This window comes from Vogesella alkaliphila (assembly GCF_014652475.1).
GTDB classification, from domain to species: domain Bacteria; phylum Pseudomonadota; class Gammaproteobacteria; order Burkholderiales; family Chromobacteriaceae; genus Vogesella; species Vogesella alkaliphila.
On record NZ_BMYW01000009.1, the window covers coordinates 104,495 to 131,077 of the forward strand.

At 66.2% G+C, this 26,583-nt stretch carries 23 protein-coding genes; 9 read left to right on the forward strand and 14 right to left on the reverse strand.

The features are described 5' to 3' along the window. Window positions 1–6: 6 nt before the first annotated feature. The 3 genes from IE100_RS13265 to IE100_RS13275 all read left to right on the forward strand — a co-directional run bounded on the left by IE100_RS13265 (window position 7) and on the right by IE100_RS13275 (window position 1,949). Entirely contained in the window at window positions 7–237 is a 231-nt protein-coding gene (locus IE100_RS13265) for a tautomerase family protein (RefSeq protein WP_189374836.1), read from the forward strand. Window positions 238–300: 63 nt separating this feature from the next. Beyond that, window positions 301–1,527 carry an MFS transporter gene (locus IE100_RS13270; RefSeq protein WP_189374837.1) on the forward strand — a complete coding sequence of 409 codons (1,227 nt, stop codon included), beginning with the start codon at window positions 301–303 and terminating at the stop codon, window positions 1,525–1,527. 224 nt (window positions 1,528–1,751) lie between these two features. After that, window positions 1,752–1,949 (forward strand): DUF1059 domain-containing protein, encoded by a 198-nt coding sequence (locus IE100_RS13275; RefSeq protein ID WP_189374838.1) that lies wholly within the window; start codon window positions 1,752–1,754, stop codon window positions 1,947–1,949. Between the two features lie 105 nt (window positions 1,950–2,054). Here IE100_RS13275 and IE100_RS13280 read toward each other — a convergent pair whose 3' ends face one another. From IE100_RS13280 to IE100_RS13315, 8 genes are all read right to left on the reverse strand, one after another. Continuing rightward, on the reverse strand, window positions 2,055–2,591 hold the full coding sequence (locus tag IE100_RS13280; RefSeq protein WP_189374839.1) for a hypothetical protein: 537 nt from the start codon (window positions 2,589–2,591) through the stop codon (window positions 2,055–2,057). Continuing rightward, window positions 2,539–2,934 (reverse strand): hypothetical protein, encoded by a 396-nt coding sequence (locus IE100_RS13285; protein WP_189374840.1) that lies wholly within the window; start codon window positions 2,932–2,934, stop codon window positions 2,539–2,541. The genes IE100_RS13280 and IE100_RS13285 overlap by 53 nt, the downstream gene beginning before the upstream one ends. Window positions 2,935–3,784: 850 nt before the next feature. Beyond that, entirely contained in the window at window positions 3,785–5,320 is a 1,536-nt protein-coding gene (gene hutH, locus IE100_RS13290; protein WP_189374841.1) for a histidine ammonia-lyase, read from the reverse strand. 88 nt (window positions 5,321–5,408) lie between these two features. Beyond that, window positions 5,409–7,097: a urocanate hydratase gene (hutU, locus tag IE100_RS13295; RefSeq protein ID WP_189374842.1), complete on the reverse strand. Its 1,689-nt coding sequence runs from the start codon at window positions 7,095–7,097 to the stop codon at window positions 5,409–5,411. 91 nt (window positions 7,098–7,188) lie between these two features. After that, on the reverse strand, window positions 7,189–8,121 hold the full coding sequence (hutG, locus tag IE100_RS13300) for a formimidoylglutamase (RefSeq protein ID WP_189374843.1): 933 nt from the start codon (window positions 8,119–8,121) through the stop codon (window positions 7,189–7,191). Window positions 8,122–8,125: 4 nt separating this feature from the next. Next, complete coding sequence (hutI, locus tag IE100_RS13305; protein ID WP_189374844.1) at window positions 8,126–9,358, reverse strand: imidazolonepropionase; 1,233 nt, start codon at window positions 9,356–9,358, stop codon at window positions 8,126–8,128. A 197-nt stretch (window positions 9,359–9,555) separates the two neighbouring features. Next, window positions 9,556–10,281, reverse strand: a complete 726-nt coding sequence (gene hutC / locus IE100_RS13310) for a histidine utilization transcriptional repressor HutC (RefSeq protein WP_189374845.1) — start codon at window positions 10,279–10,281, stop codon at window positions 9,556–9,558. Between the two features lie 76 nt (window positions 10,282–10,357). Next, on the reverse strand, window positions 10,358–11,056 hold the full coding sequence (locus IE100_RS13315) for a dienelactone hydrolase family protein (protein WP_189374846.1): 699 nt from the start codon (window positions 11,054–11,056) through the stop codon (window positions 10,358–10,360). Between the two features lie 119 nt (window positions 11,057–11,175). Here IE100_RS13315 and IE100_RS13320 point away from each other — a divergent pair, with 119 nt between their 5' ends. Together IE100_RS13320 and IE100_RS13325 are read left to right on the forward strand one after the other, a co-directional pair. Further along, window positions 11,176–12,045 (forward strand): D-hexose-6-phosphate mutarotase, encoded by an 870-nt coding sequence (locus IE100_RS13320; RefSeq protein WP_189374847.1) that lies wholly within the window; start codon window positions 11,176–11,178, stop codon window positions 12,043–12,045. A gap of 35 nt (window positions 12,046–12,080) precedes the next feature. Continuing rightward, window positions 12,081–12,665: a hypothetical protein gene (locus tag IE100_RS13325; RefSeq protein ID WP_189374848.1), complete on the forward strand. Its 585-nt coding sequence runs from the start codon at window positions 12,081–12,083 to the stop codon at window positions 12,663–12,665. Between the two features lie 119 nt (window positions 12,666–12,784). Here the strand turns inward: IE100_RS13325 and IE100_RS13330 are convergent, their stop codons facing one another. Continuing rightward, a complete protein-coding gene (locus tag IE100_RS13330) occupies window positions 12,785–13,513 on the reverse strand; it encodes a 16S rRNA (uracil(1498)-N(3))-methyltransferase (RefSeq protein ID WP_189374849.1) in 729 nt (242 codons plus the stop codon). 171 nt (window positions 13,514–13,684) lie between these two features. Between IE100_RS13330 and IE100_RS13335 the strand changes: the two genes are divergently transcribed. After that, on the forward strand, window positions 13,685–14,470 hold the full coding sequence (locus tag IE100_RS13335; RefSeq protein WP_189374858.1) for an inositol monophosphatase family protein: 786 nt from the start codon (window positions 13,685–13,687) through the stop codon (window positions 14,468–14,470). A 79-nt stretch (window positions 14,471–14,549) separates the two neighbouring features. On the opposite strand, the gene IE100_RS13340 is transcribed toward IE100_RS13335, so the two are convergent. The 3 genes from IE100_RS13340 to IE100_RS13350 form a co-directional block, all read right to left on the reverse strand. Next, window positions 14,550–16,304 carry a tetratricopeptide repeat protein gene (locus IE100_RS13340; RefSeq protein WP_189374850.1) on the reverse strand — a complete coding sequence of 585 codons (1,755 nt, stop codon included), beginning with the start codon at window positions 16,302–16,304 and terminating at the stop codon, window positions 14,550–14,552. Between the two features lie 141 nt (window positions 16,305–16,445). Continuing rightward, window positions 16,446–18,323 (reverse strand): tetratricopeptide repeat protein, encoded by a 1,878-nt coding sequence (locus tag IE100_RS13345; protein ID WP_189374851.1) that lies wholly within the window; start codon window positions 18,321–18,323, stop codon window positions 16,446–16,448. Window positions 18,324–18,485: 162 nt separating this feature from the next. Continuing rightward, window positions 18,486–18,998: a MarR family winged helix-turn-helix transcriptional regulator gene (locus IE100_RS13350; RefSeq protein WP_189374852.1), complete on the reverse strand. Its 513-nt coding sequence runs from the start codon at window positions 18,996–18,998 to the stop codon at window positions 18,486–18,488. A 78-nt stretch (window positions 18,999–19,076) separates the two neighbouring features. Here IE100_RS13350 and IE100_RS13355 point away from each other — a divergent pair, with 78 nt between their 5' ends. Further along, window positions 19,077–19,964 (forward strand): carboxylate/amino acid/amine transporter, encoded by an 888-nt coding sequence (locus IE100_RS13355; RefSeq protein WP_189374853.1) that lies wholly within the window; start codon window positions 19,077–19,079, stop codon window positions 19,962–19,964. Window positions 19,965–19,976: 12 nt separating this feature from the next. On the opposite strand, the gene IE100_RS13360 is transcribed toward IE100_RS13355, so the two are convergent. Further along, a complete protein-coding gene (locus IE100_RS13360) occupies window positions 19,977–20,426 on the reverse strand; it encodes a GNAT family N-acetyltransferase (protein WP_189374854.1) in 450 nt (149 codons plus the stop codon). Between the two features lie 144 nt (window positions 20,427–20,570). Beyond that, complete coding sequence (gene rarD, locus IE100_RS13365; protein WP_189374855.1) at window positions 20,571–21,479, reverse strand: EamA family transporter RarD; 909 nt, start codon at window positions 21,477–21,479, stop codon at window positions 20,571–20,573. A gap of 374 nt (window positions 21,480–21,853) precedes the next feature. On the opposite strand from rarD, the gene IE100_RS13370 reads away from it, so the two are divergent. Continuing rightward, window positions 21,854–25,348: an indolepyruvate ferredoxin oxidoreductase family protein gene (locus IE100_RS13370; RefSeq protein ID WP_189374856.1), complete on the forward strand. Its 3,495-nt coding sequence runs from the start codon at window positions 21,854–21,856 to the stop codon at window positions 25,346–25,348. 232 nt (window positions 25,349–25,580) lie between these two features. Continuing rightward, window positions 25,581–26,583: type VI secretion system Vgr family protein (locus IE100_RS13375; RefSeq protein ID WP_189374857.1), on the forward strand; the 1,003-nt coding region annotated here is incomplete at its 3' end.

Genomic DNA, 26,583 nt, shown 5'->3' on the forward strand with positions numbered 1-26,583 from the left:
GCACCCATGCCGCATGTCGTCGTCCACTACTTCCAGACCGAGCTCTCCGCCGCCGCGCTGGAGCGCGTTCAGCAATCGCTGGTTCAGCTACTGCAACAGGAGCTGTCGTGCCCCGACGGGGCGGTGTCGATCGATCTGCAGCCGATCGCGCCGGCGCAGTGGCAGCAGCAGGTCTACCAGCCGCTGATCGTGCCGCGCATGGCCGAGCTGCTGCGCCGTCCGGATTACCGCTATTGATTCACCCCGCCCGGCGGCCCCGTGCCGCCGGGCGCTTCACCCACCGTTCAAACAGGAATTGTCATGACTCAACACACCAAGCCGGCAGGCATCCTGCTGCTGCTGGCCATCCTGCTGCTGTCGCTTAACCTGCGGCCGGCCATCGCCGCCATCGGCCCGTTGATCCAGTCCATCAGCCAAGACGCCGGCGTCAAGTCGGTCGGCATCAGCCTGCTGACCACCATCCCGGTGCTGATGATGGGCCTGGGCGCCATCTACGCCGCGCGCATCCGCCAGGCGCTGGGCGAGCGCGGCGGCATCACCGCCGGCAGTGCCCTCATAGCCGTCGCCTGCCTGATGCGGCTGTGGGCGGACGACCGCAACGGCCTGTTCCTCAGCGCCGCGCTGGTGGGGCTGGGCATCGCCGTGATCCAGGCGCTGCTGCCGGGCTTCATCAAGCGCAATTTCGGCGCCCGCACCAGCAGCGTGATCGCCCTCTACTCCACCGGCATCGTCGCCGGCGCCGCCATCGGCTCCGGCACCGCCTCGTGGCTGGAGGACCAGCTGGGCTGGCTGTCCACCCTGGCCGGCTGGTCGCTGCCGGCGGCGCTGGCGACCGTGTTCTGGCTGCTGGCCTCGCACGGCAGCCAGCACGAGGGCCGCAGCAGCGTGCAGGCCGCGGCGCGCAGCGTGCCGTTCTGGCGCATCGGCCGCTGCTGGTCGCTGCTGCTGTTCTTCGGCATCGGCACCGGTGCCTTCATGCTGGCGATGGCGTGGATCTCGCCGTTCTACATCGGCCTCGGCCTGGGCAAGGCGACCGCCGGCCTGCTGCTGTCGGTGCTGACCGTCGTCGAGGCGCTGACCGCGCTGTGGCTGTCGTTCGCCATCGGCCGCTTCCCCGACCGTCGCAGCCTGCTGGTGACCTCGCTGCTGCTGGTCGCGGCCGGCTTCCTGCTGCTGATCGTGGCGCCACTGCTGGCCCCCTACTTTGCCGTGTCGCTGCTGGGCGTCGGCATCGGCATCCTGTTCCCGCTGTCCATCATCGTGGCCATGGATCACCTGAAAGACCCGACGCTGGCCGGCAACTTCACCGCCTTCGTCCAGGGCGGCGGCTTCATCATCGCCAGTCTGGTGCCGCTGACCGCCGGCAGCCTGCGCGACGTGTTCAACGACCTGTCCTACATCTGGCTGCTGATGAGCATCGCCAGCCTGGGCATGCTGGTGCTGGCGGTACGCTTCTCGCCGGCCAGCTACCAGCAATTCCAGCAGGACCTGGCCGAGCTGCAGACCGGCGAGCTGAAACCGGCCTGAACCCGCCCGGCCGCCTGACGGCCAGCGCCGCAAACGACAACGCCAGCGTCCCGACGCTGGCGTTGTTTTTGCCCGGACGACTGGGGTTGGCCGCTTGCCGCGGACACACTGCGCTGGCAGGGGCAACTGCTATAACTTAGTTACCAACAAGAAGAAAACCATCTCTGCAGCCGGGGTGCCGCCAGTGGCTGGCGGACACGTCCCGAGGGGGCGAAGGATAGATCATGGCCAGGAAACTCATCGACTGCCGCGAACACAGCGGCAGCCCACCACAATGCACCGTCTCGATTGCCGCCGACAGTGAAGACGAACTGCTCGCCGCCGCCGTACAGCATGCGGTAACGGTACACGGCTATCCGGACACCGCGGAACTGCGCGAGCAATTGCGCCAGATGTTCAAGGATGAACAAGCCGCGCACTGACACGTTGCCGGCACGGCACACCACAAGCAACGGCTCCCGCGGGAGCCGTTGTCATGCCTGACGGCAGCTGTTCAACGGCCCAAAAAAGGTTGGCCGCAAGCCATTTCAACCGTCAGCCGGCACCGAACCGGCGCGCCCCGCTCCCGTTGGTGCCGGCCGTAAAAACGGCCGCCAGCCCGGAAACAAGCCGCCCTCTTTTGAGCGAAGCGTATGGGCGGCGCCGGGCTGGTGACCGTTTTTGCGGGAATTTCGGCGCCTTCGGGTCGCCTTTTCTTTGCTTGCTTTCTTTTTGGCGAAGCAAAAGAAAGGGAGCCGCCGCCGCGCGGAAAGCGGCAGATAAAAACATCCGCGCAGCGGATACCCCAGACAAAAACAAGGTTGGCCGCAAACCTGTGACGGCTTGCGGCCAACCTTTGTTGTTGCTGTGTGATGAAGGTTGGGCTTCGCAGGTTCCGCCCAACCTACTGTGCTGAGGATGTGCTCACTTCGATGGATTTCGCCCCTGATTAAATGCACAAAGCCCGCTATTTTGCGGGCTTCTGACTTTGTACGTTTGCTACATGATTCCGAAAAAAACTCACCTTCATTTTTAATGATATAAGAAAGTAAACGTTGTAGAACATTTCTCCATATAAAAATCATCAAAGGAGTCCAAATGAAAGTGAGTCAGGTGCTCAACGGGTTCATCAAAAAAATCCTGCAGAACCTCACCAAGAGTTCTAGCTACCACTAGTCCAACCGCTACAATCAAAGCATCATCCAAAATAGACAGCTTTATTTTTTTATTCACAGCGACATGATCGAAAATAAATTTAATTTCCTTCAAATTTATTTTATAAATCCCATCAGGCTGTATGAGCGCAATCACTTCTCCACTCGCACCCCTTACAAGCCACCGACCAAGCTCAACAAGGTCACTTGAAGAACCAGAGATAACCACCTCACCATTCTGTAGCGTCTCAGTTGCTCTTATATTTAAATTCATATCAATAACCCCCAGGGTTAATTGTACTTTTATCGATTGGCATAGGCTTTGGTGCCCAAATCAGCCCGATAGGTTGGGCTTCGCTGTGCTCAGCGCCAACCTCGAAACTCGACTTGCCGTGTTGCGCTCAAGCCAAGCTACAATGCTATTGAAGGTAGCCGGAGTTTTTCCACCTATCTAGGAAGACTAGTGCATCAGAACTGCCATTTTCAAATTCAATATGAATGTCGCCCTCATGGCAGAAATTAAATTTAATTCCTGGCAAGGAAATGACCAAATCACTCTCTCCAAAAGTTCCTAGTCCACTTCGTTCCGTCTTGTGAATCAAGTCTATAAGCGATAGTAGGTCAATTTCTTCTTCTTTCCATGGCTGACCATCATAGTAATATATCCCCCATGAATATCAGAATAGTACTTCACACTTCAGTATTTCTTTATCTCTGAAATGTCCAATCAGGAAATTCAGCTCCTGCCATAGAGCATCTCTGGCTAGCACTATTGTTACAATTTCCATTGTGATCCTACGCTAGTAATTTCAAGAAAAATTACTTGGATAAATACGGTAATTTGTCATTTATCCATTACCAATACTTTCCATGGCACAACCTTGGCGAGTCGTCACAGCGCTGTTGGCGCGAGCCGAAAAAAATGGTGTGCTTCAGGTTTTAAGACGCCGATCTGTCTGAGTTTCGAGCTGTTAGCACATCGGCTTGGACTCCGCTGCGCTCAGCAGCAATCTACCAACCCACACATCATACTTCGCGCCCATGACAAAAGGGCAAGCCCTCATCAGGCTTGCCCTTGTTCACATCACGCTGCGGCCAACCTTGGCCGCAAGCTCACCCCACCCTTACAGCGACGGCAGCAGCCCGTCGATGGCGTAGCGGTTGTACTCGGCACGCTGGATCAGCGCGCAGGCCTTCTGGATGTCCGGCGCGAAGTAGCGGTCCTTGTCGTAGAACGGCACCTCGGCGCGCAGCGTGGCCTTGGCGGCTTCCAGCGTCTCGGCGGCCTTGTTCGGGGCGCGGAAGTCCACGCCCTGGCAGGCGGCCAGCAGCTCCACGGCCAGGATGCCGGCGGTGTTGTCGGCCATGTCGCGCAGGCGGCGGCCGGCGAAGGTGGCCATGGACACGTGGTCTTCCTGGTTGGCGGAGGTCGGCAGGCTGTCCACGGAGGCCGGGTGCGCCAGCGACTTGTTCTCGGAGGCCAGTGCCGCGCCGGTGACCTGGGCGATCATGAAGCCGGAGTTCACCCCGCCGTTGTTCACCAGGAACGGCGGCAGCTTGGACAGGTTGCTGTCGATCAACAGCGCCATGCGGCGTTCGGACAGCGAGCCGATTTCGGCAATCGCCAGCGCCAGGTTGTCGGCGGCGAAAGCGACCGGCTCGGCGTGGAAGTTGCCGCCGGACAGGATGTCGTTGTCGGCGGCGAACACCAGCGGGTTGTCGGAAACCGAGTTGGCTTCCACCAGCAGCACTTCCGATGCCTGGCGGATCTGGGTCAGGCAGGCGCCCATCACCTGCGGCTGGCAGCGCAGGGAGTACGGGTCCTGCACCTTGCCGCAGTTTTCGTGCGAACGGGCGATCTCGGAGCTGTCGCCCAGCAGCGCGCGGTACTGCGCGGCGGCGTCGATCTGGCCCTGGTGGCCGCGCACCTGGTGGATGCGGTCGTCGAACGGGGTGCGGCTGCCCTGGGCGGCTTCCACCGACATGGCGCCGGCCACGGAGGCGGCGACGTACAGGTCTTCGGCGGCGAACATGCCTTCCAGCGCGAAGGCGGTGGACGCCTGGGTGCCGTTCAGCAGCGCGAGGCCTTCCTTCGGTGCCAGGGTGATCGGCTCCAGGCCGGCGGCGCGCATCGCTTCGGCGCCGTGCACGCGCTCACCGTTCACGAAGGCTTCGCCTTCGCCGATCAGCACCGCGCTCATGTGCGACAGCGGCGCCAGGTCGCCGGAGGCGCCCACGGAACCCTTCTGCGGGATCACCGGGTAGATGCCCTTGTTGAACAGGGTGATCATCGCGTCCAGCACCAGGCGGCGGATGCCGGAGAAGCCGCGCGACAGCGAGTTGATCTTCAGCGCCATGACCAGGCGCACGGTGGAATCCTTCATCGGCTCGCCGATGCCGGCGGCGTGCGACAGCACGATGGAGCGCTGCAGCAGCTCCAGCTCGTCCGGGGCGATCTTGGTGTTGGCCAGCAGGCCGAAACCGGTGTTGATGCCGTATACGGTGCGGTTCTCGGCCAGCACGCGCGCCACGGTGGCGGCGGAGGCGTCGATGGCGGCGTGGGCGGCCGGGTCCAGTGCCAGTTGCACGGAGGAATCACGGGCGATCTGGCGCAGTTGGGCCAGTGTCAGCTTGCCTGGGGTGATGGTGATGGTGGTCATGATGGTCTTTCCTTTTGCGCGGCCACACGTTGGCCGCGACAGATGTTTCGGTGCTGCGGCCAACCTTGCAGGTTGGCCGCACGCGGATTTACTTGATCATCGGCAGCTTGAGGCCGAAGCGCTTGGCGGCGGCAATCGCCTGCTCGTAGCCGGCGTCGGCGTGGCGCATCACGCCGGAGCCGCAGTCGTTCACCAGCACGCGGGCCAGGCGCTCGGCGGCGGCGTCGGTGCCGTCAGCCACGATCACCATGCCGGAGTGCTGCGAGTAGCCCATGCCCACGCCGCCACCGTGGTGCAGCGATACCCAGCTGGCGCCGCCGGCGGTGTTCAGCAGCGCGTTCAAGAGCGGCCAGTCGGAGACGGCGTCGGTGCCGTCCTTCATGGCTTCGGTTTCGCGGTTCGGGCTGGCGACCGAACCGGTGTCCAGGTGGTCGCGGCCGATCACGATCGGGGCCTTCAGCTCGCCGTTCTTCACCATCTCGTTGAAGGCCAGGCCGGCCAGGTGGCGCTCGCCGAGGCCGAGCCAGCAGATGCGTGCCGGCAGACCCTGGAAGCTGATGCGCTCGCGCGCCATGTCCAGCCAGCGGTGGGTGTGCTTGTTGTCCGGGAACAGTTCCTTGATCTTGGCGTCGGTCTTGTAGATGTCTTCCGGGTCGCCGGACAGTGCCACCCAGCGGAACGGGCCCTTGCCTTCGCAGAACAGCGGACGGATGTAGGCCGGCACGAAGCCCGGGAAGTCGAAGGCGTTCTTCACGCCCTTGTCGAACGCAACCTGGCGGATGTTGTTGCCGTAGTCCACGGTCGGGATGCCCATGGCCTGGAAGTCCAGCATCGCCTGTACGTGCACCGCGCAGCTCTGTGCCGCTTCGTCGGTCAGGCGGGCGTGCAGTTCCGGCTTGGTCTGCGCGTCTTTCCACTGTTCCACCGTCCAGCCGATCGGCAGGTAGCCGTTGATCAGGTCGTGGGCGGAGGTCTGGTCGGTCACCAGATCCGGCTTGATGCTGCCAGCCTTGGCGCGTTTCACCAGCTCCGGCAGGATCTCGGCGGCGTTGCCCAAGAGCGCGATGGACACGGCCTCCTTGCGGGAGGTGTGTTCCTTGATCAGTTCCAGCGCGTGATCGATGTCGCGCGCCTGCTTGTCCACGTAGCGGGTACGCAGGCGGAAGTCGATGCTGCTCTGCTGGCATTCGATGTTCAGCGAGCAGGCACCGGCCAGGGTCGCGGCCAGTGGCTGGGCGCCACCCATGCCGCCGAGGCCGGCGGTGAGGATCCACTTGCCCGACAGGTCGTTGTTGTAGTGCTGGCGGCCGGCTTCGACAAACGTTTCAAAGGTGCCTTGCACGATGCCCTGCGAGCCGATGTAGATCCAGCTGCCGGCGGTCATCTGGCCGTACATGAACAGGCCCTTGCGGTCCAGCTCGTTGAAGTGGTCCCAGTTCGCCCATTTCGGCACCAGGTTGGAGTTGGCCAGCAGCACGCGCGGGGCGTTGGCGTGGGTCTTGAACACGCCGACCGGTTTGCCGGACTGCACCAGCAGGGTTTCGTCTTCGTTCAGGTCTTTCAGGCTGGCCAGAATCTGGTCGTAGCACTCCCAGTTGCGCGCGGCACGGCCGATGCCACCGTACACCACCAGCGCCTGCGGATTTTCCGCCACGTCCGGGTCGAGGTTGTTCTGGATCATGCGGTAGGCCGCTTCGGCGATCCAGTTCTTGCAGTTCAGTTCGGTGCCGCGCGGGGCGCGGATTACGCGGGTGGCGTCAAAACGCGGGTCAGTCATGGGAGTGGCTCCTAGTTTGGGTTGTGCGTTTGTCAGGTGTTGTTCACTGCTTGGGTCCGCACCGGCCTTCCATCCGGCGGCGGTGATCCGTTCAGCGCCGCAACTGGCGCGTGATCGACCATGCCAGTCGCGCGGCGGCCTTGGCGCCGTGGCTGTCCTGGTCAAAATTGGGGTTGAATTCCACCAGATCGGCACCGACCAGCTTGCCGCTCTTGGCGATCTTGCCGACCAGCGCTTCCACCACGCTGATGTCGACGCCGTAGCCGGCCGGGGCCGACACCGCCGGCATCTGCGCCGCCGGCAACACGTCGAGGTCGATGGTCAGGTACACCGCGTCCACGCTGTCGATGAACTCGGCCAGCTGGTGGCGGGCGTCGGCCAGCTGCCAGGCGGTCATGTCGGTGTCCAGCCGCCATTCGGCGCCGAGGTTGGCCGCGGATTCGAACAGCGCGCGGGTGTTGGCGGTTTCGGCCACGCCCAGGCACAGGTAGCGGAAGTGCTGGCCGCGTTTCGCGCACTCGGCGGCGATCTGCGCGAACGGCGTGCCGCTGGTGGCTTCGTCGGCGGTGCGCAGGTCGAAGTGGGCGTCGAAGTTCACGACGCCGATACGCTTGTCCTGGTGCGCGTCGGCAAGGCCGAGCCAGTGGCCGAAGGCGGTCTCGTGGCCGCCGCCCAGCACCAGCGGCAGGTGGCCGGCGTAGACGATGGCGCTGACGCGTGCGGCCAACCTTTTGTGCGCGGCGTCGAGGTCGCCGTCGTCGCAGCCGATGGTGCCGGCGTCGTACAGCGGCAGCGTCGGGTGGTAGGCCAGATTGGCCAAGGCCTTGCGCAAGGCCAGCGGGCCGGCGACGGCACCGGTGCGGCCCTGGTTGCGGCGCACGCCTTCGTCACAGGCGAAGCCGAGGATGGCGATGCCGGGGGCGGCGCCGGCGGCCAGCGGCTGCACCACCTGGTGCCAGCGGCGGGCGGCGTCGCCTTCGGCGGCGTCGATGCGGCCGGTCCACATGCTCATGTCGATAGTCATGCTATTAACCCTCGTGCTGCACCACGCCGCGGAACACGCGGCGGGTGAGCGGATTGGTGCCGAGGCCGTACACGATCTCGGCAGGATGGTCGATGTCCCACAGCAGCAGGTCGGCGACATGGCCGGCAGCCAGCTGGCCGTGGGTGGCGGCGCGGCCCAGTGCCTGCGCCGCGTGGCGGGTGGTGCCCAGCAGCGCTTCTTCCGGCGTCAGGCCGAACAGCACGCAGGCCTGGTTCATGGCCAGCCGGATGGAGGCGAACGGGCTGGTGCCCGGGTTCAGGTCGGTGGACACCGCCATGGCCACACCGGCCGCGCGCAGCTTGTCCACCGGCGGTTTCTGCGTTTCGCGCAGGAAGTAGTAGGCGCCGGGCAGCAGCACCGCCACGGTGCCGGACTCGGCCAGTGCGGCGACGCCGGCGTCGTCCAGGTATTCGATGTGGTCGGCGGACAGGCCGCCGAATTCGGCCACCAGCGCGGCGCCGTGCAGGTTGGACAGCTGCTCGACGTGGCCCTTCACTTTCAAACCATGCGCCTGCGCCGCTTCGAATACCCGGCGGGTCTGCGCCGGCGAGAAGCCCACGCCTTCGCAGAACACGTCCACCGCCTCGGCCAGCCCTTCCTGCGCGGCGGCGGGGATGATCACCTCGCACACGTGGCGGATGTAGCCGTCGGCGTCACCGGCGAATTCCGGCGGCAGCGCGTGGGCGGACAGCAGGGTGGTGGCCACCTCCACCGGCAGCGCGGCTTCTAGCCGGCGCGCGGCGCGCAGCTGCTTCAGTTCGTCCTGCAGCGTCAGGCCGTAGCCGGACTTCATCTCGACGGTGGTCACGCCTTCCTTCATCAGCGCCTTCAGGCGCGGCAGGCTGGTGAGCGCCAGTTCGTCCTCGTCCAGGCTGCGGGTGGCGCGCACGGTAGAGATGATGCCGCCGCCCTCGGCCGCGATCTGCTGGTAGGGCACGCCGGTGAGGCGCTTTTCCCATTCCGCGGCGCGGTTGCCGCCGTACACCAGGTGGGTGTGGCAGTCGATGAAGCCGGGGGTGATCCAGGCGCCCTTGGCGTCGATCACGTCGCCGTCGCCGAAGGCGGCCAGCGCCTCGCCTTGCGGCAGCACGGCGTGGATCACGCCGCCACGCAGCCACAGCGCGTGGCCGTCCAGCGCGCCGTAGGGCGCAAGGTTGGCCGCGTCACAGGTGGCGAGACGGGCGTTGATCCACAGGGTGTCTTGGTGCTGGCTCATGGTCGGTCCGCTGTTTTGCGATTAATTGTATATACATTTAGTTGATCGCAAGGCGGACGTCAAGATTTTTCTGCGACGGGAAGCACGGCGCCGCGCGCCGCCTGCGGCGATGGAAGCGGCAAAAAAGCCAATAAAAACAAAAGGCCACGCGCTGGCGTGGCCTTTTCCCGGGTGTTGCGTAAATGTATATACATTTACTATTTGCGTACCCGCGTCTGCGAGCGCAGCTTGTAGCCGGCACCGGGATGCAGCAGCCGCGCGAAGCTGACCAGGTGCTTGCCGGACCAGGTGCGGCGCAGCACGCGCAGGCAGGGTTCGCTAGCCTGCAGCCCCAGCAGGCCCTGCGCCTCGGCGTCCGGCAGCACCGCCTCGACGGTGTGCTCGACGTCGGTCAGCGGGCAGGTGCGCATCAGGTAGGCGTTCGGCGTCTCGCGCTGGAACTGCTGCGCCAGGTAGTCCGGCGCCCACTGCGGGTTGATGTAGCGGTCCTCGAGCTGGATCGGGGTGTCGTCCTCGAAGTGCACGATCAGCGAGTGGAACACCGGCATGCCGACGCCCAGCGCCAGCCGCAGCGCCACCTCCTCGCTGGCGGCCTCCTCGCGCACGAAGTGCACCTCGGCGCGGTAGGCGTGGCCGCGGCTGGCGATCTCCTCGGCGATGTTGTTGACGTCCAGCAGCGGCGATTCCGCCTTGCGCTCGGCGACGTAGGTGCCGTCGCCGGCGTAGCGCAGCAGCACGCCGGCCTCGGCCAGATCGCGGATCGCCTTGTTGACGGTCATGCGCGACACGCCGAACTGCTTCGCCAGCTCGACCTCGGGCGGGATCTTGGCGCCGGGGGCGAAGCTGCGGCTCTTGATACCGTCTAGAATGAAATCGCGGATGCGCAGATAGTGCGGCTTGGAGGCGGGTTTGGGCGTGTTCATGCCGGCATTGTAAGGGAAAGTCGGTCAACAGGCGTCAGGGTTGGCCGCAAGCGCGCGGCCAACCCTGTGCGCCCACTCAGCCCAGCGCGTCGGCCAGGAACTGCAGGCTGCGGCCGTGCGCCAGCGCCGCGGCGCGCTGGTCGTACATCGGCCGGCCCCAGCAGTTGAAGCCGTGGTCGACGCCGGCGTAGTCGTGGAACTGCGCGTTCGGCTTGCCGGCAAAGGCCTGTTTCACCTGCGCCACCATGTCCTGGCTGATGTGGGCGTCCTGCGCCGCGTAGTGGAACAGGATGGGCATGGTGATGTCGGCGGCCACGTTCAGGTGCTGCTGGATGCCGCCGCCGTAGTAGCACACCGCGGCGTCGGCCCGGCTCAGCGCCGCGGCGCGGTAGGCCAGCTGGCCGCCGAGGCAGAAGCCCAGCGTCGCCACCTTGCCGCTGACTTGCGGCAGGGCGCGCAGCGTGGCCACCGCCGCCGCCACGTCGGCCGCCGCCAGCGCGGTATCCACCCGCTGGTAGTAGCCGAAGGCCTGCTGCGTGCCGGCGTCGTCGTAGGCCAGGTCCACGCGCGGGCTCAGGCGCCAGAACACGTCCGGCGCCAGCACCACGTAGCCGTCCAGCGCGTACTGCTCGGCCACGGCGCGGATGTGTTCGTTGACGCCCCAGATCTCCTGCACCAGCACGATGCCGGGGCCGCTACCGGTTGGCGGCAGCGTCAGGTAACCGGAGAAGGTTTCGCCTTGTGCGGTTTGAATGTCGATCCAGCGTGAATTCACGGCATCACTCCTTATTGGGTTGGAACACGGAACGCCGGCGGCATGGGGTGCTTGGCAAGCCGGCAGAAACTGTTGCATTGTAGCCGTCACCCCGCTACTACGCCTGCAAGGATGTCATCATGACCCACCCTGTCCATCCCGACCTGCTGCCCGCCGGCGTGCGTGCCATCGAACTGGCCCCCGGCATGCCCGGCCTCGCCTTCAGCCACCCGGACTTCAGCGCCGTGCTCAGCCTGTACGGCGGCCAGCTGCTCGATTTCATCCCCGCCGGCGGCCAGCCGCTGCTGTACCTGTCGCCGCAGGCGCGGCTGCAGCCGGGCAAGGCGATCCGCGGCGGCATCCCGCTGTGCTGGCCGTGGTTCGGCCCCCACCCGAGCGACGACAGCCGCCCGCAGCACGGCGTGGCGCGCACCGCGCTGTGGACGCTGAACGCGGTGGCGCGCAGCGACGACGGCTTCCATGTCAGCCTCAACGGCCCGCGCGAGGGCGAGCTGCAGGCGTCGCTGACGCTGCAACTGGCCCCGCAGCAGCTGTCGCTGACGCTGACCACGCGCAACCTCGGCAAGACGCCGCAGCCGCTGAGCCAGGCGCTGCACAGCTATGTCGCGGTCAGCGACATCCGCCGGCTGCGCCTGCTGGGCCTGGCGCAGGCGCCCTACCACGACAAGCTCGACGGCCGCTTCAAGACCTGGCCGGACGGCGACTGGACGCCGCAGGCGGCCACCGACGCGGTGCTGGCCACGGCCGCGCCGCTGCAGCTGGACGATGCCGGCTGGCAGCGCCGGCTGCAGCTCGCGAGCAGCGGCAGCGCCAGCACCGTCGTGTGGACACCGTGGCAGCAGGGCGCGGCCCACCTTGCCGACCTGCCCGCCGACGGCTGGCAGCACTTCCTGTGCCTGGAGGCGGCCAATGCCGGCGCCGACGCGCGGGTGCTGGCCGCCGGCGAGGCGCACAGTCTGACGCAGCAGCTGCGCGTCGCGGCGTTATAATTGCGCTTTACCTGATTCACCGGAGCGTGACGAGTATGCTCAAGCCCGATCGACTAGATCGATTCCTGCCGCAGGTCTTCCCCAGCGGCGTCAAGGTCAGCAGCTTTGCCAAGCACTGCCCGCACTGCAAGAAGCTGGTCAAGTCCGCGGCCATGCACGGCGTGGCGCTGATGGTGGTCGACCGCGTGTTCATCCTGGCCCGCGCCGAATGCCCGCAGTGCGGCAGCCGCTTCGAAGTGAAGTGCATGTTCGACGACAGCAAGCAGGTGCACCCGGTGCTGTTGCCGACGCTGATGGTGCGCTGGCTGATGCAGTGGCACGCGCGCCAGCTGCGCCGCCGCGGCATCCCGCTGAAACCGCTGGCGACGGTGGTCGGCGACGAGCAGCAGGACGTGGTGACCACGCAGGAGCGCGTCGGCCTGCTGCTGGCCGAGCACGAGGTGACCAAGTCGCCGGAAACGGTGGGCAGCTATCTGGGCCTGCCCATCGTGGCGTGGATCGAATACCAGGGCCTGCGCTACCACTACGACCGCGCGGTGCCGGAAGAGGGCCAGTTCCGCCTCGGCCAGTACGAGGCGCTGTTCGACCGCCGCCTGATCTACCGCCGCAGCGGACACTGAGCGGTTCCCGCGCGGGCACGAAAAACGGTGGCATGCAGCCACCGTTTTTTGTTTGACCGGGAGTCCGGCGAGGGTCATGCGGCCAAGGTTGGCCGCAACGCTCTAACGGCCGGGCGCGCTCAGGCGCCGTAGTCGCCCCACACCGTCTGCATCGCCGCCGCCGCCGCCAGCGCCGCGGTCTCGGTGCGCAGGATGCGCGGGCCGAGCTTGAGCGGCGTCCAGCCGCCGTCGATCGCCGCCGTCTCTTCCGCCGCCGACAGCCCGCCCTCCGGCCCCGCCATCAGCCACGCGCGCGACGGCGCGGTGGCGATGTCGGCCAGCCGCTGCGTGCCCAGCGGCGACAGCACCAGGTGCGCGTCGCCGTCCGGCTTCGCCGCCAGCCACTGCTTCAGCGTCAGGATGGGCAGCACCTCGGGGATGGTATTGCGCCCGCACTGCTCGCAGGCGGAGACGATGATCTCCTGCCAGCGCGCCAGGCGCTTGTCGGCGCGGTCGCCGGCCAGCTTGACGATGCTGCGCTCGGTCATCAGCGGCTGGAACACGCTGACGCCCATCTCCACCCCCTTCTGCAGCGTGAACTCCATGCGGTCGCCGCTGGAGATCGCCTGCGCCAGCCCCAGCCACAGCGGCGACTCGCGGCTGCTGTCGTCGAAGCGGTCGATGTCGCAGTCGGCGTCGCGCTTGGCGATGGCGGTGAGCGTGGCCTGGTACTCGCCGCCGCGGCCGTCGAACAGGGTGATGGTGTCGCCCTCCTTCAGCCGCAACACCTGCACATGGCGCACGACGTGGTCGGGAAGGGACAGCGAACGCAGGCCGGCGAGGGGCGTGGCAACAAAAAACCTGGGCATGGTGTGTTGAAAGTCTGTGGTGATGGCGGTATTTTGCTTGTTTTGCTGCAATTGCAACAACCACTGTTTTCAACCAGTCCCCGCGGGGACGGCTTGAGGTGCGGGCCCGCCGGCCCGCCAACCGTTTAACCCGTCCGCTTGCCGGCGGACGCCCGGGAGAAGTGCATGCAGGTGGTCGACGAGGTCATCCGTACCGTCCGTAACGTGGCCCAGACCGAGGTCATGCCGCGCTTTCTGCGCGTCGGCAAGACGCGCAAGGACGACGGTTCGCTGTTTACCGAGGCCGATCTTGGCTGCCAGCAGGCGCTGCAGCGCGACCTGCCGCAGATCCTGCCGCACCCGGTGCTGGGCGAGGAAATGACGCGCGAGGAGCAGGACGCGCTGTGGGCGGCCAATCCGGACGGGCTGTGGGTGGTCGATCCCATCGACGGCACCACCAACTTCGTCAACGGCCTGCCCTACTTCGCCATCTCGGTGGCGCTGATGGTGAACGGCGTCAGCGAGCTGGGCGTGATCTACAACCCGGTGGCCGACGAGATGTTCTACGCGCGCCGCGGCAAGGGCGCCTACCTCAACGGCAACCGCCTGCCGCTGAAGACCACGCGCAACAGCATGGGCGACGCCATCGCTGCGGTGGAGATCAAGTACCTGCGCTCCGGCAAGCTGGCGGCGCGCATGAACAGCGTGGCGCCGTTCGGCAGCCAGCGCAGCATGGGATCAAGCACGCTGGACTGGTGCTTCCTCGCCGCCGGCCGCTACGACCTGTACCTGCACGGCGGCCAGCGGCTGTGGGACTACGCCGCCGGCGCGGTGATCCTGGAGGAGGCCGGCGGCCGCATCGCCAGCCTCAATACCGATGACTACTGGACGGACACGCTGTGGAAGCGCTCGGCCATCGCGGCGCTGGACCCGGAGCTGTTCGGCCACTGGCACCGCTGGGTGCGCGCCAACCAGTAAACCGGCAGACGCCCAAAAACGATGCGGCCAACCTTGGACAAGGTTGGCCGCATTGGGCAGGCTGGTTCAGGCCGGCGTTTTAGTTGGTACGCCTTGCTGCCTTGTCAAACCAGATGTCGGCCTCGCGTTCATCCCGTGGCACGCCCTGACCGTTCAGCAACATCGTTGCCAGGTTGAACTGCGCGTCGCTCGACCCCTGTGCCGCCGCCTTGCGGTACCACTGCACCGCCTGTTCCGCATTCATGGCAACGCCCTGCCCGTAGCGATACATATTGCCCAGATTGTTCTGCGCCGGCGCATAGCCCTGCCCGGCCGCCAGCCGGTACCAGTGCACGGCCCGGGACCAGTCGTAGGGGACGCCGCGCCCTTCGGCGTAGAGTTTGCCCAGATTGTTGCGGGCGACGCGGTCGCCCTGCTCCGCGGCCTTGCGGTACCAGGCCGCGGCCTGGGCATCATCGCGCGGTCGACCCTTGCCGCTCTCGTAGAACTGCCCCAGCAGGCGTTGCGCCCTGGCCTCCCCTGTTTGCGCGGCCTGCTGTTGCCGGCTTGCCGTCAGCAGATCCTGCCGGCTGAGGCCTACGTTGTTCTCGAACAGGCCGTTCAGGCGCCATTTGGCATCGGCATCGCCTTGCTCCGCGGCCTTGAGGAACCAGCTTTCGGCGGCGGCGAAATCCATGTCGACCCCGCGGCCATGCTGCAGCATTTCGCCCAGATGGGTCTGCGCCGATGCCAGCCCTTGCTCGGCGGCCTTGCGGTACCACGTCACGGCCTCGGTGGCATTCTGGTCCACGCCCAGGCCGTACTGGTACATCGCGCCGAGGCTGTCCTGTGCCGTGGCCAAACCCTGTTCGGCGGCCTTGTGCAACCATGCCGCCGCGTCGCTGAAACTCTGGGTGACGCCCTGGCCGTTTTTGTACTGCAGGCCCAGTTTGTATTGGGCGGCTGCCATACCCTGTTCCGCTGCCTTGCGATACCACCCGGCCGCCTGATGGATATCGCTTGGCAAACCCTTGCCCGACTCGTGCATCAGGCCCGTCAGATACTGGGCGTTGGCATCGCCTTGCTGTGCCGCCTGCCGGTACTGATGGGCGGCCAGGATGGTTTCCCTGCTGAGGCCATTGGAACCGAGGAATAGGTAGTGCAGATTGAGTTTTGCCTCCGGATGGCCTTGTGCCGCGGCTTTGCTGTACCAGCGCTCGGCTTCGGCAAAATCCATGGCCACCAGTTGTCCATACTGGTATGCGGAGCCTAGCTCATTCTGCGCTTGCGCCTGGCCCTGCTCGGCGGCCTTGCGATACCACGCCAGCGCCTGGGCCGGATCCTTGATGCCCAGCCCGTGTTGGTACACATAGCCCAGGTAGTACTGGCAGTCGGCGTCTCCTTGTCGTGCGCCCTTCTGGAGCCAGTCAAAAGCCTCGGTATAACCTTGCGGCTCTTCGTGGTGCTGCAGCAGCTGGATGCCGAGAGTGCCCATCGCTTTGGTGGCGCCTTGTTTGGCGGCCTTGCGCAGCAGGGCGAAAGCGGCAGCGGTATCCTGTGCTGTCCCCTGTCCGGAGAGATAGAGCTGGGCGAGGTTGAACTGGGCTTCCGCCAGGCCCTGCTCGGCGGCCTTGCGATACCACATCACGGCTTGGGCAAAGTCTTGCGCCACCCCGTCGCCCTGCTGATAGCGCCACGCGATATTGAACTGGGCTCTGGCGTTGCCCCGTTCGGCCACGAGCTGCTCGGCGATCTGTTCGGTGCTCTGGGTGGGGGGCGTGGTGAGGGTGGCGTGCGCGGCGGCGGGTAACAGCAGGGCGGACATCAGCGCCGCCAGCGTGGCGAGGGGTTTCATTCGGCAGGATCCTGAAGCAGTTGGCTGTGAAACAGGCATACAGGATACGGGAAGCGCTGGCTGGGCTGAATGGATTTATGACAAAAAGATGCGGCCAACCTTGGGTAAGGTTGGCCGCAACGGTTGCTGCAAGGCAGGGGCTTATTCCAGCTTGGCTTTGGCTTCGATTAGTCCCTGCTCCGCCGCCTTGCGGAACCAGTCCTGTGCCAGCGCTGCGTCCTTCTCTACCCCGATACCGTCCTGGTAAAACAGGCCCAGCCGGTACTGGGCGTCCGGCACGCCCTTGTCGGCAGCTTTCCGGTACCAGGCCAGGGCCTGGGCCACGTCCTGCTCGACTCCCCAGGCCTTCTCGTACATGCGGCCGAGATTGAACTGCGCTTGGGGCAGGCCCTGTTCGGCGGCCTTGCGGTACCAGGTCGCCGCAACCGCTGAATCGACGGCGACTCCGCGGGCATTGTTGTAGATATCTGCCAGCGCGTTCTGGGCGCGGGCGTCGCCCTGTTCCGCGGCCTTGCCGTACCAGTGCCGCGCCTGTTGCAAGTCGCGCAGCACACCCCAACCCTGCTCGTACATCACGCCGAGGTGGTACTGGGCAATCTGGTCACCCTGCAGCGCCGCCTTGCGATACCAGACGACGGCCCGGTCGGTACTCGATGGCATACCCTCGCCGGCGTCATACTTCAGCCCGATCTTGCGCTGGGCGACCGCATCGCCTTGTGACGCCGCCTGCCGCAGTTGTGCGGCAGCCAGGATGTCATCCTGGCTCAGGCCGAAATCGTTTTCGAACAGCGCTTTGAGCTCTTGTCCGGCAAAGGTATCACCCGCGTCTGCCGCTTTCTGGAACCAGTAAGCGGCGGCGCGAAGGTCGCTTTTCGTCCCCCGACCCTCCCGGTACATCCGGGCCAGACTGGTCTGGGCAAAGGCGTGACCTTGCTCGGCCGCCTTGCGAAACCAGAGGACAGCTTCCTTGTCATTTTGAGCCGTGCCAGAGCCGTTCTGAAACATGGTGCCCAACGCATATTGTGCCTGCGGAAAATCCTGTTTCGCCGCTTTGAGATACCACCTCACCGCCTCGGCATGATCTTGCGCGAGCCCCCGGCCAGCGTCGTACATAAATGCCAGATTGTACTGCGCGCGGGCATAGCCCTGCTCGGCGGCCTTGCGAAACCAGAACGCGGCGTCCGTGTCGTTCTGTGCGATGCCACGGCCGTTCTGCAGCATTATCCCCAGGTCGTTCTGCGCTGGCGCCAGTCCCTGCTCTGCAGCCAGGCGGAACCAGACCACGGCTTCGTTATAGTCTTGGGCTACACCCTTGCCTTCCAGGTACAGCACGCCGAGGATGGCTTGTGCCATCGCCGATTTCTGCGCTACCGCTTTGCGCAACCAGCTCAGCGCAAGCTGGTAATCCTGCGCTACCCCTCGCCCGAGCTTGTACATGAGACCAAGATCACTCTGCGCTATGGCGACTCCCTGCTCGGCAACCTTGCGGAACAAGGCCACGGCTGCGGCGTCATCCTGCGGAAGTCCCCGACCTTCCCGCATCATTATGGCAAGGTTGTAGTCGGCCATGAGCTGACCCTGTGCCGCCGCCTTGCGGGTCCAGACAACCGCCTCGTCGTCATTTTTGGGAGTGCCTTGGCCATTCATCAGCATCGCGCCAAGGTTTAGTTGCGCCTCGGCCAGATCCTGTGCCGCCGCCTTGCGGAACCACGCGAGGGCCTCGGCATCGTTCTGGTTTACGCCCTGGCCGTTCAGATACAGCACGGCTAGGTTGTTTTGCGCCTCGGGCATCCCTTGCATGGCGGCCTGGCGATACCACGTCGCCGCCTTGGCAAAATCCTGTGGCACGCCGGAGCCCTTTTCGTAGCGGACACCCAGCCGGAACTGGGCATTGGCATCGCCCTGTTCGGCGGCGATCTGCTCGGCGCTCTGGGCGGGGGGTGTGGAGAGGGCGGCGTGTGCGGCGGCGGGTAACAGCAGGGCGGACATCAGCGCCGCCAGCATGGCGAGTGGGTTCATTCGGCAGGGTCCTGGAGCAGTCGGTTATGAAACAGACGTACAGGATACGGGAAGCGCTGGCTGGGCTGAATGGATTTATGACAAAACGATGCGGCCAACCTTGGACAAGGTTGGCCGCATCGTTTTTGGCGCATGGAACGGGCCGCACGGCCGCACGCCTGCTCAGCTCGCGGGGGCTTCCAGCACCGCCAGCAGCTGGCGCAGGCCGGCGTCGAGCGCGGCATGGGGTTCGGCCGGCAGCGGCGCGAGGATGGCCGCCATATTGGCGACGTGGGCGTCCAGCGCCGCCTCGACCAGCGCCAGCCCGTCCGGGGTCAGCCGCACCAGCAGGCTGCGCGCGTCGGCCGGGTTGGGCAGCCGTTCCACCAGCCCGCGCTCGGTCAGCAGTTGCAGCTGGCGGGTCATGGTGCCGGAGGACAGCATCAGGCTGGAAAACAGCGCGGTGGGCGCCAGGCAGTACGGCGCGCCGCTGCGGCGCAGCGTGGCCAGCACGTCGAACTCCCAGTTGCTGATGCCGTACCGGCCGAAGGTGTCGTTGAGCCGCTTTTGCAGCTGGCCGGCACAGCGGGCCAGGCGGCCGATCAGCGCCATGTCGCGGGTGTCGAGGTCGGGCCGCTCGCGCTGCCACTGCGCGCGGATGGCGTCCACGGCGTCGGGGGGGTTAGGGATGTCCATGCCGGCTCCAGATAGCTCGGGTTCAAGATAAATATCTTGAATTGAAGATAAATTGGCGATACGCTGATTATATCTTGAATGGGAGATAAATCCGTGACGACCGCTTCCCGCCTGTGGCGCGACACCCTGCTGACGGCCGTGGTGCCGCTGATCTGGGGCTCGACTTATCTGGTGACCACGCAATGGCTGCCGCCCGGCCTGCCGCTGACCGCCGGCGTGCTGCGCGTGCTGCCGGCCGGCCTGTTGCTGTTGCTGTGGACGCGCCACCTGCCGCAGCGCGGGGAGTGGCCACGGCTGCTGCTGCTGTCGCTGCTGAACATCGGCGCCTTCCAGGCGCTGCTGTTTGTCGCCGCCTACCGCCTGCCCGGCGGCATCGCCGCGGTGCTGGGCGCGATCCAGCCGCTGCTGATGATGGGCTTGCTGTGGGGGCTGGAGCGGCAGACGCCGCGGCCGCTGGTGTTGCTGGCCGCCTGTGGCGGCATGGCCGGCATGGCGGTACTGCTGAATGCCGGTAACGCGCAGTGGGACGGCTTGGGCGTGCTGGCCGCCGGCGGCGGCGCGGTGGTGATGGCGCTGGGCATGTACCTGGCGCGGCGCTGGGGCAGCAGCCTGCCCTTGCTGGCGCTGACCGGCTGGCAGCTGGCGCTGGGCGGCCTGATGCTGCTGCCGGCGGCGCTGTGGCTGGACCCGCCGCTGCCGGCGCTGTCTGCGGCCAACGTGGCGGGCTACGCCTACCTGTCGCTGGTGGGCGCCTTGCTGGCCTACGGCCTGTGGTTCCGCGGCCTGCGCCTGCTGCCGCCGGTGGCGGTGTCGGCGCTGGGCCTGCTCAGCCCGCTGGCGGCGGTGATCCTGGGCTGGGTGGCGCTGGGGCAGCGCCTGCACGGCTGGACGCTGACCGGCATGGTGACGGTGCTGGCCAGCGTGCTGGCGGTGCAGCTGTTCAGCCAGCGACCGGCGCGGGCCTGAGCGGCCGGCACGTCAGGCCGGCTTGTCCTCGGCGGCCAGCCTTTGGTACACGTCCGGCTCCACCTTTTCCATGATGCGCTCCGGCGCGCCCAGCCCGGCAAAGCCGAACTGCGCGTACAGGCCGTGGGCGTCGGCGGTGGCCAGCATGAAGCGGCGCAGGTTCTGCAGCTGCGGGTGCTGCTGGATGTAGGCCATCAGCGCCTTGCCCGTGCCCTGGCCGCGCACGCTGTCCAGCACGAACACGTCGCCGAGGTAGGCGAAGGTGGCGAAATCGCTGATCACGCGCGCGAACGCCACCTGGCGGCCGTGCTCGTCGTAGCCGCCGATGCACAGCGCGCCGTCCAGCGAGCGTTCGAAGATGTCGCGCGGCAGGCCGCGTGCCCAGTAGGATTCGCCGCTCAGGTAGCGGTACACCATGTCGCGGTCCAGCCGCTGCTTGTCGGTATCGAAGGTGATGCTCATGCCGGTCTCCCTTGTCGCCTGTCACGCTACCGGCGGCTGGCCGCGGCGGCAAGCGACAGTGCCAGCACACTGTGTGATGGCACTGTATCCATGACCATGCGGCCAACCTTGTAGGGTTGGCCGCATGCTTTTTGCGATGCCCGCTTACGCCTGCTGCAGGCGGCGTTGCTTCCAGTAGCCCAGCAGCCCGGCACCGGAGTACAGCGCCAGCCCGCTCCAGATCAGCGCGAAGCCGACGGCGCGTTCCGGGCCGAACGGCTCCTGGTACAGCAGCACGCCCAGCAGCAGCTGGATGCTGGGGCCGAGATACTGGATCAGGCCGACGGTGGCCAGCTTCAGGCGCCGCGCGCCGCTGGCGAACAGCAGCAGCGGGATGGCGGTGACGATGCCGCCGCCGATCAGCAGCAGGTCGGTGCTAAGGCCGAGGTGGCCGAAGCCGCCGCTGCCGGTGGCCTCGAACCACAGCAAGGCCGCCGCCGCCAGCGGCAGCATCAGGAAGGTTTCCAGCGCCAGCCCTTCCAGCGACGGCAGCGGCGCCTGCTTGCGCAGCAGGCCGTAGACGCCGAAGGTGCCGGCCAGGCTCAGCGCCACCCACGGCAGGCTGCCGACGCCGAGGGTGATCCACGCCACGCCGAGGGTGGCGAGGCCGACGGCGCCGGCCTGCGGCCGCGTCAGCCGCTCGCCGAGGAAGAAGCGCCCCAGCAGCACGTTGACCAGCGGATTGATGAAGTAGCCGAGGCTGGCCTCCACCACGCGCCCGTCGTTGACCGCCCAGATGTAGATCAGCCAGTTCAGCGACAGCAGCAAGGAGGACAGCGCGAAGATGCCGAGGCGGCGCGTGTCGCGCACGCTGTCGGCCAGCCAGCCCCAGTTGCGCTGCAGCAGCAGGATCAGCGCCACGAACACGGCCGACCACACGATGCGGTGGCACAGGATCTGCAACGCCGGCACGTCGTGCAGCGGCTTCCAGTACAGCGGGAACAGGCCCCAGATGAAGAAGGCGCCGACGGCATAGAGCACGCCGCGCGAGGTTTCCTGACGGGAGGTAGGCATGGGAGGCACCGCAAAGGTTGGCCGCAGCAGGCTTGTGGCCGGCGGCGGCAGGGTCAAGGGAGCACTCTACCGCCCGCCGACTGTCTACTCAATGTCGGGGGCGGAACGCTGTGTTCTGCGCCCGGCGTCGGCCGCGCATGCTGCACTGGCACATAAGCCGCACCTGTCGCGTTGAAACGACAATTATATTGACGTTTACGTTTACGTCACCTAGTCTGCACCCGGTAGCCGCGCCGCCATCTGCGCGCCGGCCGCCACCACAAAAAGACGCCGCAGGCGCTACAACTAGAGATAGAGATTGCCAGCAAGCGCCGCCCACAAGGCCGCGCCTCGCCCCCGTTGCCACAAGCACAGAGAATGATGGAGGAGAAACCATGTCGATTCGCCATGTCGAACTGGAAGACAAGTACACGGCCGCTACCGGACAGGTATTGCTGAACGGCATCCAGGCGCTGGTGCGCCTGCCGATGATGCAGCAGGAGCGCGACCGCGCCGCCGGCCTCAATACCGCCGGCTACGTCACCGGCTACCGCGGCTCGCCGCTGGGCAACGTCGACCAGACCATGCAGAAGGCGGAGAAATACCTCAAGGCGCACAACGTGGTGTTTCACCCCGGCCTCAACGAGGATCTCGCCGCCACCGCGGTGTGGGGTACGCAGCAGGTCAACATGTTCGAGGGGGCCAAGTACGAAGGCGTGTACGCCATGTGGTACGGCAAGGGCCCCGGCGTGGACCGCTCCGGCGACGTGATCAAGCACGGCAACGTGGCCGGCACCAGCAAGCACGGCGGCGTGCTGCTGATCTGCGGCGACGACCACGCCGCCAAATCCTCCACCTTCCCGCACCAGTCCGACCACATCCTGGCCGCCAGCATGATCCCGGTGCTGTCGCCGTCCGGCGTGCAGGAGGTGATCGACTACGGCCTGCACGGCTGGGCGATGAGCCGCTACTCCGGCTGCTGGGTGTCGATCAAGGCGATTACCGACACCATCGAAAGCTCGGCGGTGGTCGACATCAGCCCGGACCGGGTCAAGACCATCATTCCGGAAGACTTCCCGCTGCCGGCCGACGGCCTGTCCATCCGCTGGCCGGACACCCCGCTGGCGCAGGAAAAGCGCGTGCTGCACCACCGCCTGTACGCGGCGCTGGCCTACGCCCGCGTCAACAAGCTGAACCACGTGACGCTGGATTCGCCGAAGGCGCGCCTGGGCATCATCACCTGTGGCAAGAGCTACCTGGACGTGATGCAGGCGCTGGACGACCTCGGCATCGACGAAACCTTGGCCGCCGACATCGGCCTGCGCATCTTCAAGGTGGGCATGGTGTGGCCGCTGGAGCCGGAAGGCGTGCGCGAATTCGCGCAGGGCCTGGACGAGATCCTGGTGATCGAGGAAAAACGCCAGATCATCGAATACCAGCTGAAGGAACAGCTGTACAACTGGCGCGACGACGTGCGCCCGCGCGTGGTGGGCAAGTTCGCCGAGAAAGGCGAATGGGCGCTGCCTCACGGCGACTGGCTGCTGCCGGCCGCCGGCGAGCTGACCCCGGCGATGATCGCGCGCGCCATCGCCAGCCGGCTGGCCAACATCTTCGACAGCCCGGTGATCCACGACCGCCTGAAGTTCTACGACGACAAGGAAGCGCAGCTGGTGCAGCCGCGCGAGGCGATCGCGCGCATCCCGCACTACTGCTCCGGCTGTCCGCACAACACCTCCACCAAGGTGCCGGAAGGCAGCCGCGCGGTGGCCGGCATCGGCTGCCACTACATGGCGCACTGGATCGAGGGCGACAGCACCAAGACCTTCACCCAGATGGGCGGCGAAGGCATCACCTGGCTGGGCCAGGCGCCGTTCACCACCACCAAGCACATCTTCACCAACCTCGGTGACGGCACCTACTTCCACTCCGGCCTGCTGGCGATCCGCGCCGCGGTAGCCGGCAAGGTCAACATTACCTACAAGATCCTGTACAACGACGCGGTGGCGATGACCGGTGGCCAGCACGTCGACGGTTATCTGGACGTGCCGATGATCACCCGCCAGGTGCACGCCGAAGGGGTTGGCCGCATCGTGATCACCAGCGACGACCCGGACAAGTACCGCACCGCGCACGGGCTGAAGGAAGGCCTGGCGCCGGGGGTGGAGGTGTTCCACCGCCGCGAGCTGGACCGCATCCAGAAGGAGCTGCGCGAGATCGAGGGCGTGACCATCCTGATCCACGACCAGACCTGTGCCGCCGAGAAGCGCCGCCGTCGTAAGCGTGGCGAATTTCCCGACCCGGACCGCCGCATCTTCATCAACGAGCGCGTGTGCGAGGGCTGCGGCGACTGCGGCAAGAAATCCGGCTGCCTGTCGGTGCTGCCGGTGGAAACCGCGCTCGGCCGCAAGCGCAAGATCGACCAGAGCAGCTGCAACAAGGACTACAGCTGCGTCGAGGGCTTCTGCCCCAGCTTCGTCAGCGTCTCCGGCGCCAAGCTGAAAAAGTCCGGCGGCAACAAGGCCGGCCTCGACCATATGGGCGCACTGCCGGCGCCGCGACTGCCGGCGCTGCACGAGCCGTACGGCATCATGATCACCGGCGTCGGCGGCACCGGCGTGGTCACCATCGGCCAGGTGCTGGCGATGGCCGCTCACCTCGACAACAAGGGCATCACCGTGCTGGACATGGCTGGCCTTGCGCAAAAAGGCGGCTCGGTGTGGTCGCACGTGCGCATCGCCGATAGCCAGGAAAAACTGCACGCGGTGCGCATCGCTGCCGGCGACGCCAACCTGGTGCTGGGCTGCGACCTGGTGGTCACCGCCGCCGAGGAAGCGCTGGCCAAGATGCGCGAGGGCTTCAGCCACGTGGTGGTCAACAGCTACGAATCGCCGACCAGCGCCTTCCTGAAGAACCCGGACGTGCGCTTCCCGGCGCGGGCGATGAAGGACGCGATCATCGAGTCGGTCGGCGGCAGCCATTTTTCCGAGGTCAACGCCACCCGCATCGCCACCGCGCTGCAGGGCGACGCCATCGCGGCCAACATGTTCATGCTCGGCTACGCCTGGCAGCAGGGGCTGGTGCCGGTGTCGCTGGAGGCGATCATGAAGGCCATCGAGCTGAACGGCGCCGCGGTGAAGTTCAACCAGGACGCCTTCACCTGGGGCCGCCACGCCGCGCACGACCTGCAGCGCGTGGAGACGCTGGTGTCGCCGTCGGCGGTGGTGCAATTCGTTCCACGTGAAACCGTGGACGGCGTGCTGCACCATCGCAGCAAGGAGCTGGTCGCCTATCAGGACGATAAGCTGGCCGAGCGCTACAAGGCGCTGGTTGCCAGGGTGCAGGCCGCCGAAGAGCAGGCCAAGCCCGGCAGCAGCGCGCTGGCGCTGGCGGTGGCGAAGAACTACTACCACCTGCTGGCCTACAAGGACGAGTACGAAGTGGCGCGCCTGTACAGCGACGGCGTATTCCAGCGCGAGCTGGCCGCGCAGTTCGACGGCGAGCTGAAGCTGACCTTCCACTTCGGCGCCAGCTGGATGACCGGCCACCAGCCGCGCAAGATCAACCTCGGCCAGTGGGCGCTGAAGGCGATGGGCGTGATTGCCCGCTTCAAGAGCCTGCGCGGCACCGCGCTGGACCCGTTCGGCTACCAGGCCGACCGCAAGCTGGAGCGCGCACTGATCGTCGAGTTCGAGACGCTGGTGGACGAACTGTGCGGCAAGCTGACTGAGACCAACCTTGCCACCGCCACCGAGATGATCAAGCAGTACGAAGGCATTCGCGGTTTCGGCCACGTCAAGGACGCCGGCCTCGCCAGCGCCCGCGGCAAACTGGCGACGCTGCGGCAGGCGTTCGAGGCGTCACCGCACACCGGCAAGGGCGCGGTGGCGTAACGGGCAATGTTTGAGGGTGTTTGAGCGGGCCAGCCGGCCCGCTTTTTTTATGGCGCGGCCCGTCCCCGATCCCGCGCAGCAGTACTGGCGCAAGCAGCCGGCCTTCTTGTCGACGGCAAGCAACATGGCGGAAAGCGGGCCACGCTCCGGCCTGTTACTCGTTCGGCATTAACGACAAATGCGTAACTCTTTGGCATAATCCGGGGCTTTGTTTCGCTCCGGAGCCGCTGCCATGAACCTCCCCGACCTGCTCGCCAGCTTCGCGTCCGCCTTCAACCAGGACCAGCGCCTGCTCAGTCTGCAACTGGGCGATGGCAGCCGCTGGGGCGAGGCGCTGCTGCCGCTGAGCCTGAGCGGCGACGAGGCGCTGGCCGGCGATTACCGCTTCCGCGTCGAATGCCTGTCCGCCAGTGACAGCATTGAGCTGAAGACGCTGCTCGGCCTGCCGGTGCGGCTCGGCATCGCCGGCGCCGACGGCAGCGAGACGATCCGCTGTGGCGTGGTCAGCGCCGCCGAGGCGCTGGGCAGCGATGGCGGCTTTGCCAAATACGCGTTGACCGTGGAGCCGCCGTTCGCGCTGCTGCGCCTGCGCCACACCTCGCGCGTGTTTCAGGATCTGTCGGTGGACGCCATCGTGCGGCAGCTCTTTGCCGAGCACGCCGCCGCCAACCCGGTGTTCGCCGCCGGCCAGGCGCTGGACTTCGTGCTGTCCGGCCCGCTGCCATCCCGCAGCTACTGCCTGCAGTACCGCGAATCGGATCACGCTTTCATCAGCCGCCTGCTGCGCGAAGAGGGGCTCTCCTGGCGTTACGAGCACCTGGACGGCGATACGCCGCAAGTCAAACTGGTCGCCTTCGACGACCCGTACTCGCTACCTGCGGCCAACGTCGAGCGGGTGCGCTTCCACCGCAGCGATGCGACGGAAGAAGAGGATGGCCTCACCCGCTGGGATGGCGCGCGACAGATCGTGCCCGGCAGCGTGGCGCTGGCCACTTACGACTACCAGCCGGTAGCCACCGGCCACAGCGGCGACGAGTCGGCACTGGATCAGGGGCTGGATGGCAGCCGGCTGCAGAGCAGCCTGCAGCACTACGACGCCCCCGGCGCCTACTACGCCAGCGACGCCGAGCAGCTCAGCCACTACGCGCGACTACGGCAGCAGGCGCACGATGCGCAGGCCAAGACCTTTACTGGCGGCGGCGCGGTACGCGGCCTCGGTGCCGGGCAGTGGTTCC

What these genes read in the sequence shown, in the direction of transcription:
- IE100_RS13265 (WP_189374836.1), top strand. Translation starts at nt 7, where the DNA reads ATGCCGCATGTCGTCGTCCACTACTTCCAGACCGAGCTCTCCGCCGCC.
- IE100_RS13270 (WP_189374837.1), top strand. Translation starts at nt 301, where the DNA reads ATGACTCAACACACCAAGCCGGCAGGCATCCTGCTGCTGCTGGCCATC.
- IE100_RS13275 (WP_189374838.1), top strand. Translation starts at nt 1,752, where the DNA reads ATGGCCAGGAAACTCATCGACTGCCGCGAACACAGCGGCAGCCCACCA.
- IE100_RS13280 (WP_189374839.1), bottom strand. Translation starts at nt 2,591, where the DNA reads ATGATTTTTATATGGAGAAATGTTCTACAACGTTTACTTTCTTATATC.
- IE100_RS13285 (WP_189374840.1), bottom strand. Translation starts at nt 2,934, where the DNA reads ATGAATTTAAATATAAGAGCAACTGAGACGCTACAGAATGGTGAGGTG.
- hutH (WP_189374841.1), bottom strand. Translation starts at nt 5,320, where the DNA reads ATGACCACCATCACCATCACCCCAGGCAAGCTGACACTGGCCCAACTG.
- hutU (WP_189374842.1), bottom strand. Translation starts at nt 7,097, where the DNA reads ATGACTGACCCGCGTTTTGACGCCACCCGCGTAATCCGCGCCCCGCGC.
- hutG (WP_189374843.1), bottom strand. Translation starts at nt 8,121, where the DNA reads ATGACTATCGACATGAGCATGTGGACCGGCCGCATCGACGCCGCCGAA.
- hutI (WP_189374844.1), bottom strand. Translation starts at nt 9,358, where the DNA reads ATGAGCCAGCACCAAGACACCCTGTGGATCAACGCCCGTCTCGCCACC.
- hutC (WP_189374845.1), bottom strand. Translation starts at nt 10,281, where the DNA reads ATGAACACGCCCAAACCCGCCTCCAAGCCGCACTATCTGCGCATCCGC.
- IE100_RS13320 (WP_189374847.1), top strand. Translation starts at nt 11,176, where the DNA reads ATGACCCACCCTGTCCATCCCGACCTGCTGCCCGCCGGCGTGCGTGCC.
- IE100_RS13325 (WP_189374848.1), top strand. Translation starts at nt 12,081, where the DNA reads ATGCTCAAGCCCGATCGACTAGATCGATTCCTGCCGCAGGTCTTCCCC.
- IE100_RS13330 (WP_189374849.1), bottom strand. Translation starts at nt 13,513, where the DNA reads ATGCCCAGGTTTTTTGTTGCCACGCCCCTCGCCGGCCTGCGTTCGCTG.
- IE100_RS13340 (WP_189374850.1), bottom strand. Translation starts at nt 16,304, where the DNA reads ATGAAACCCCTCGCCACGCTGGCGGCGCTGATGTCCGCCCTGCTGTTA.
- IE100_RS13345 (WP_189374851.1), bottom strand. Translation starts at nt 18,323, where the DNA reads ATGAACCCACTCGCCATGCTGGCGGCGCTGATGTCCGCCCTGCTGTTA.
- IE100_RS13350 (WP_189374852.1), bottom strand. Translation starts at nt 18,998, where the DNA reads ATGGACATCCCTAACCCCCCCGACGCCGTGGACGCCATCCGCGCGCAG.
- IE100_RS13355 (WP_189374853.1), top strand. Translation starts at nt 19,077, where the DNA reads ATGGGAGATAAATCCGTGACGACCGCTTCCCGCCTGTGGCGCGACACC.
- IE100_RS13360 (WP_189374854.1), bottom strand. Translation starts at nt 20,426, where the DNA reads ATGAGCATCACCTTCGATACCGACAAGCAGCGGCTGGACCGCGACATG.
- rarD (WP_189374855.1), bottom strand. Translation starts at nt 21,479, where the DNA reads ATGCCTACCTCCCGTCAGGAAACCTCGCGCGGCGTGCTCTATGCCGTC.
- IE100_RS13370 (WP_189374856.1), top strand. Translation starts at nt 21,854, where the DNA reads ATGTCGATTCGCCATGTCGAACTGGAAGACAAGTACACGGCCGCTACC.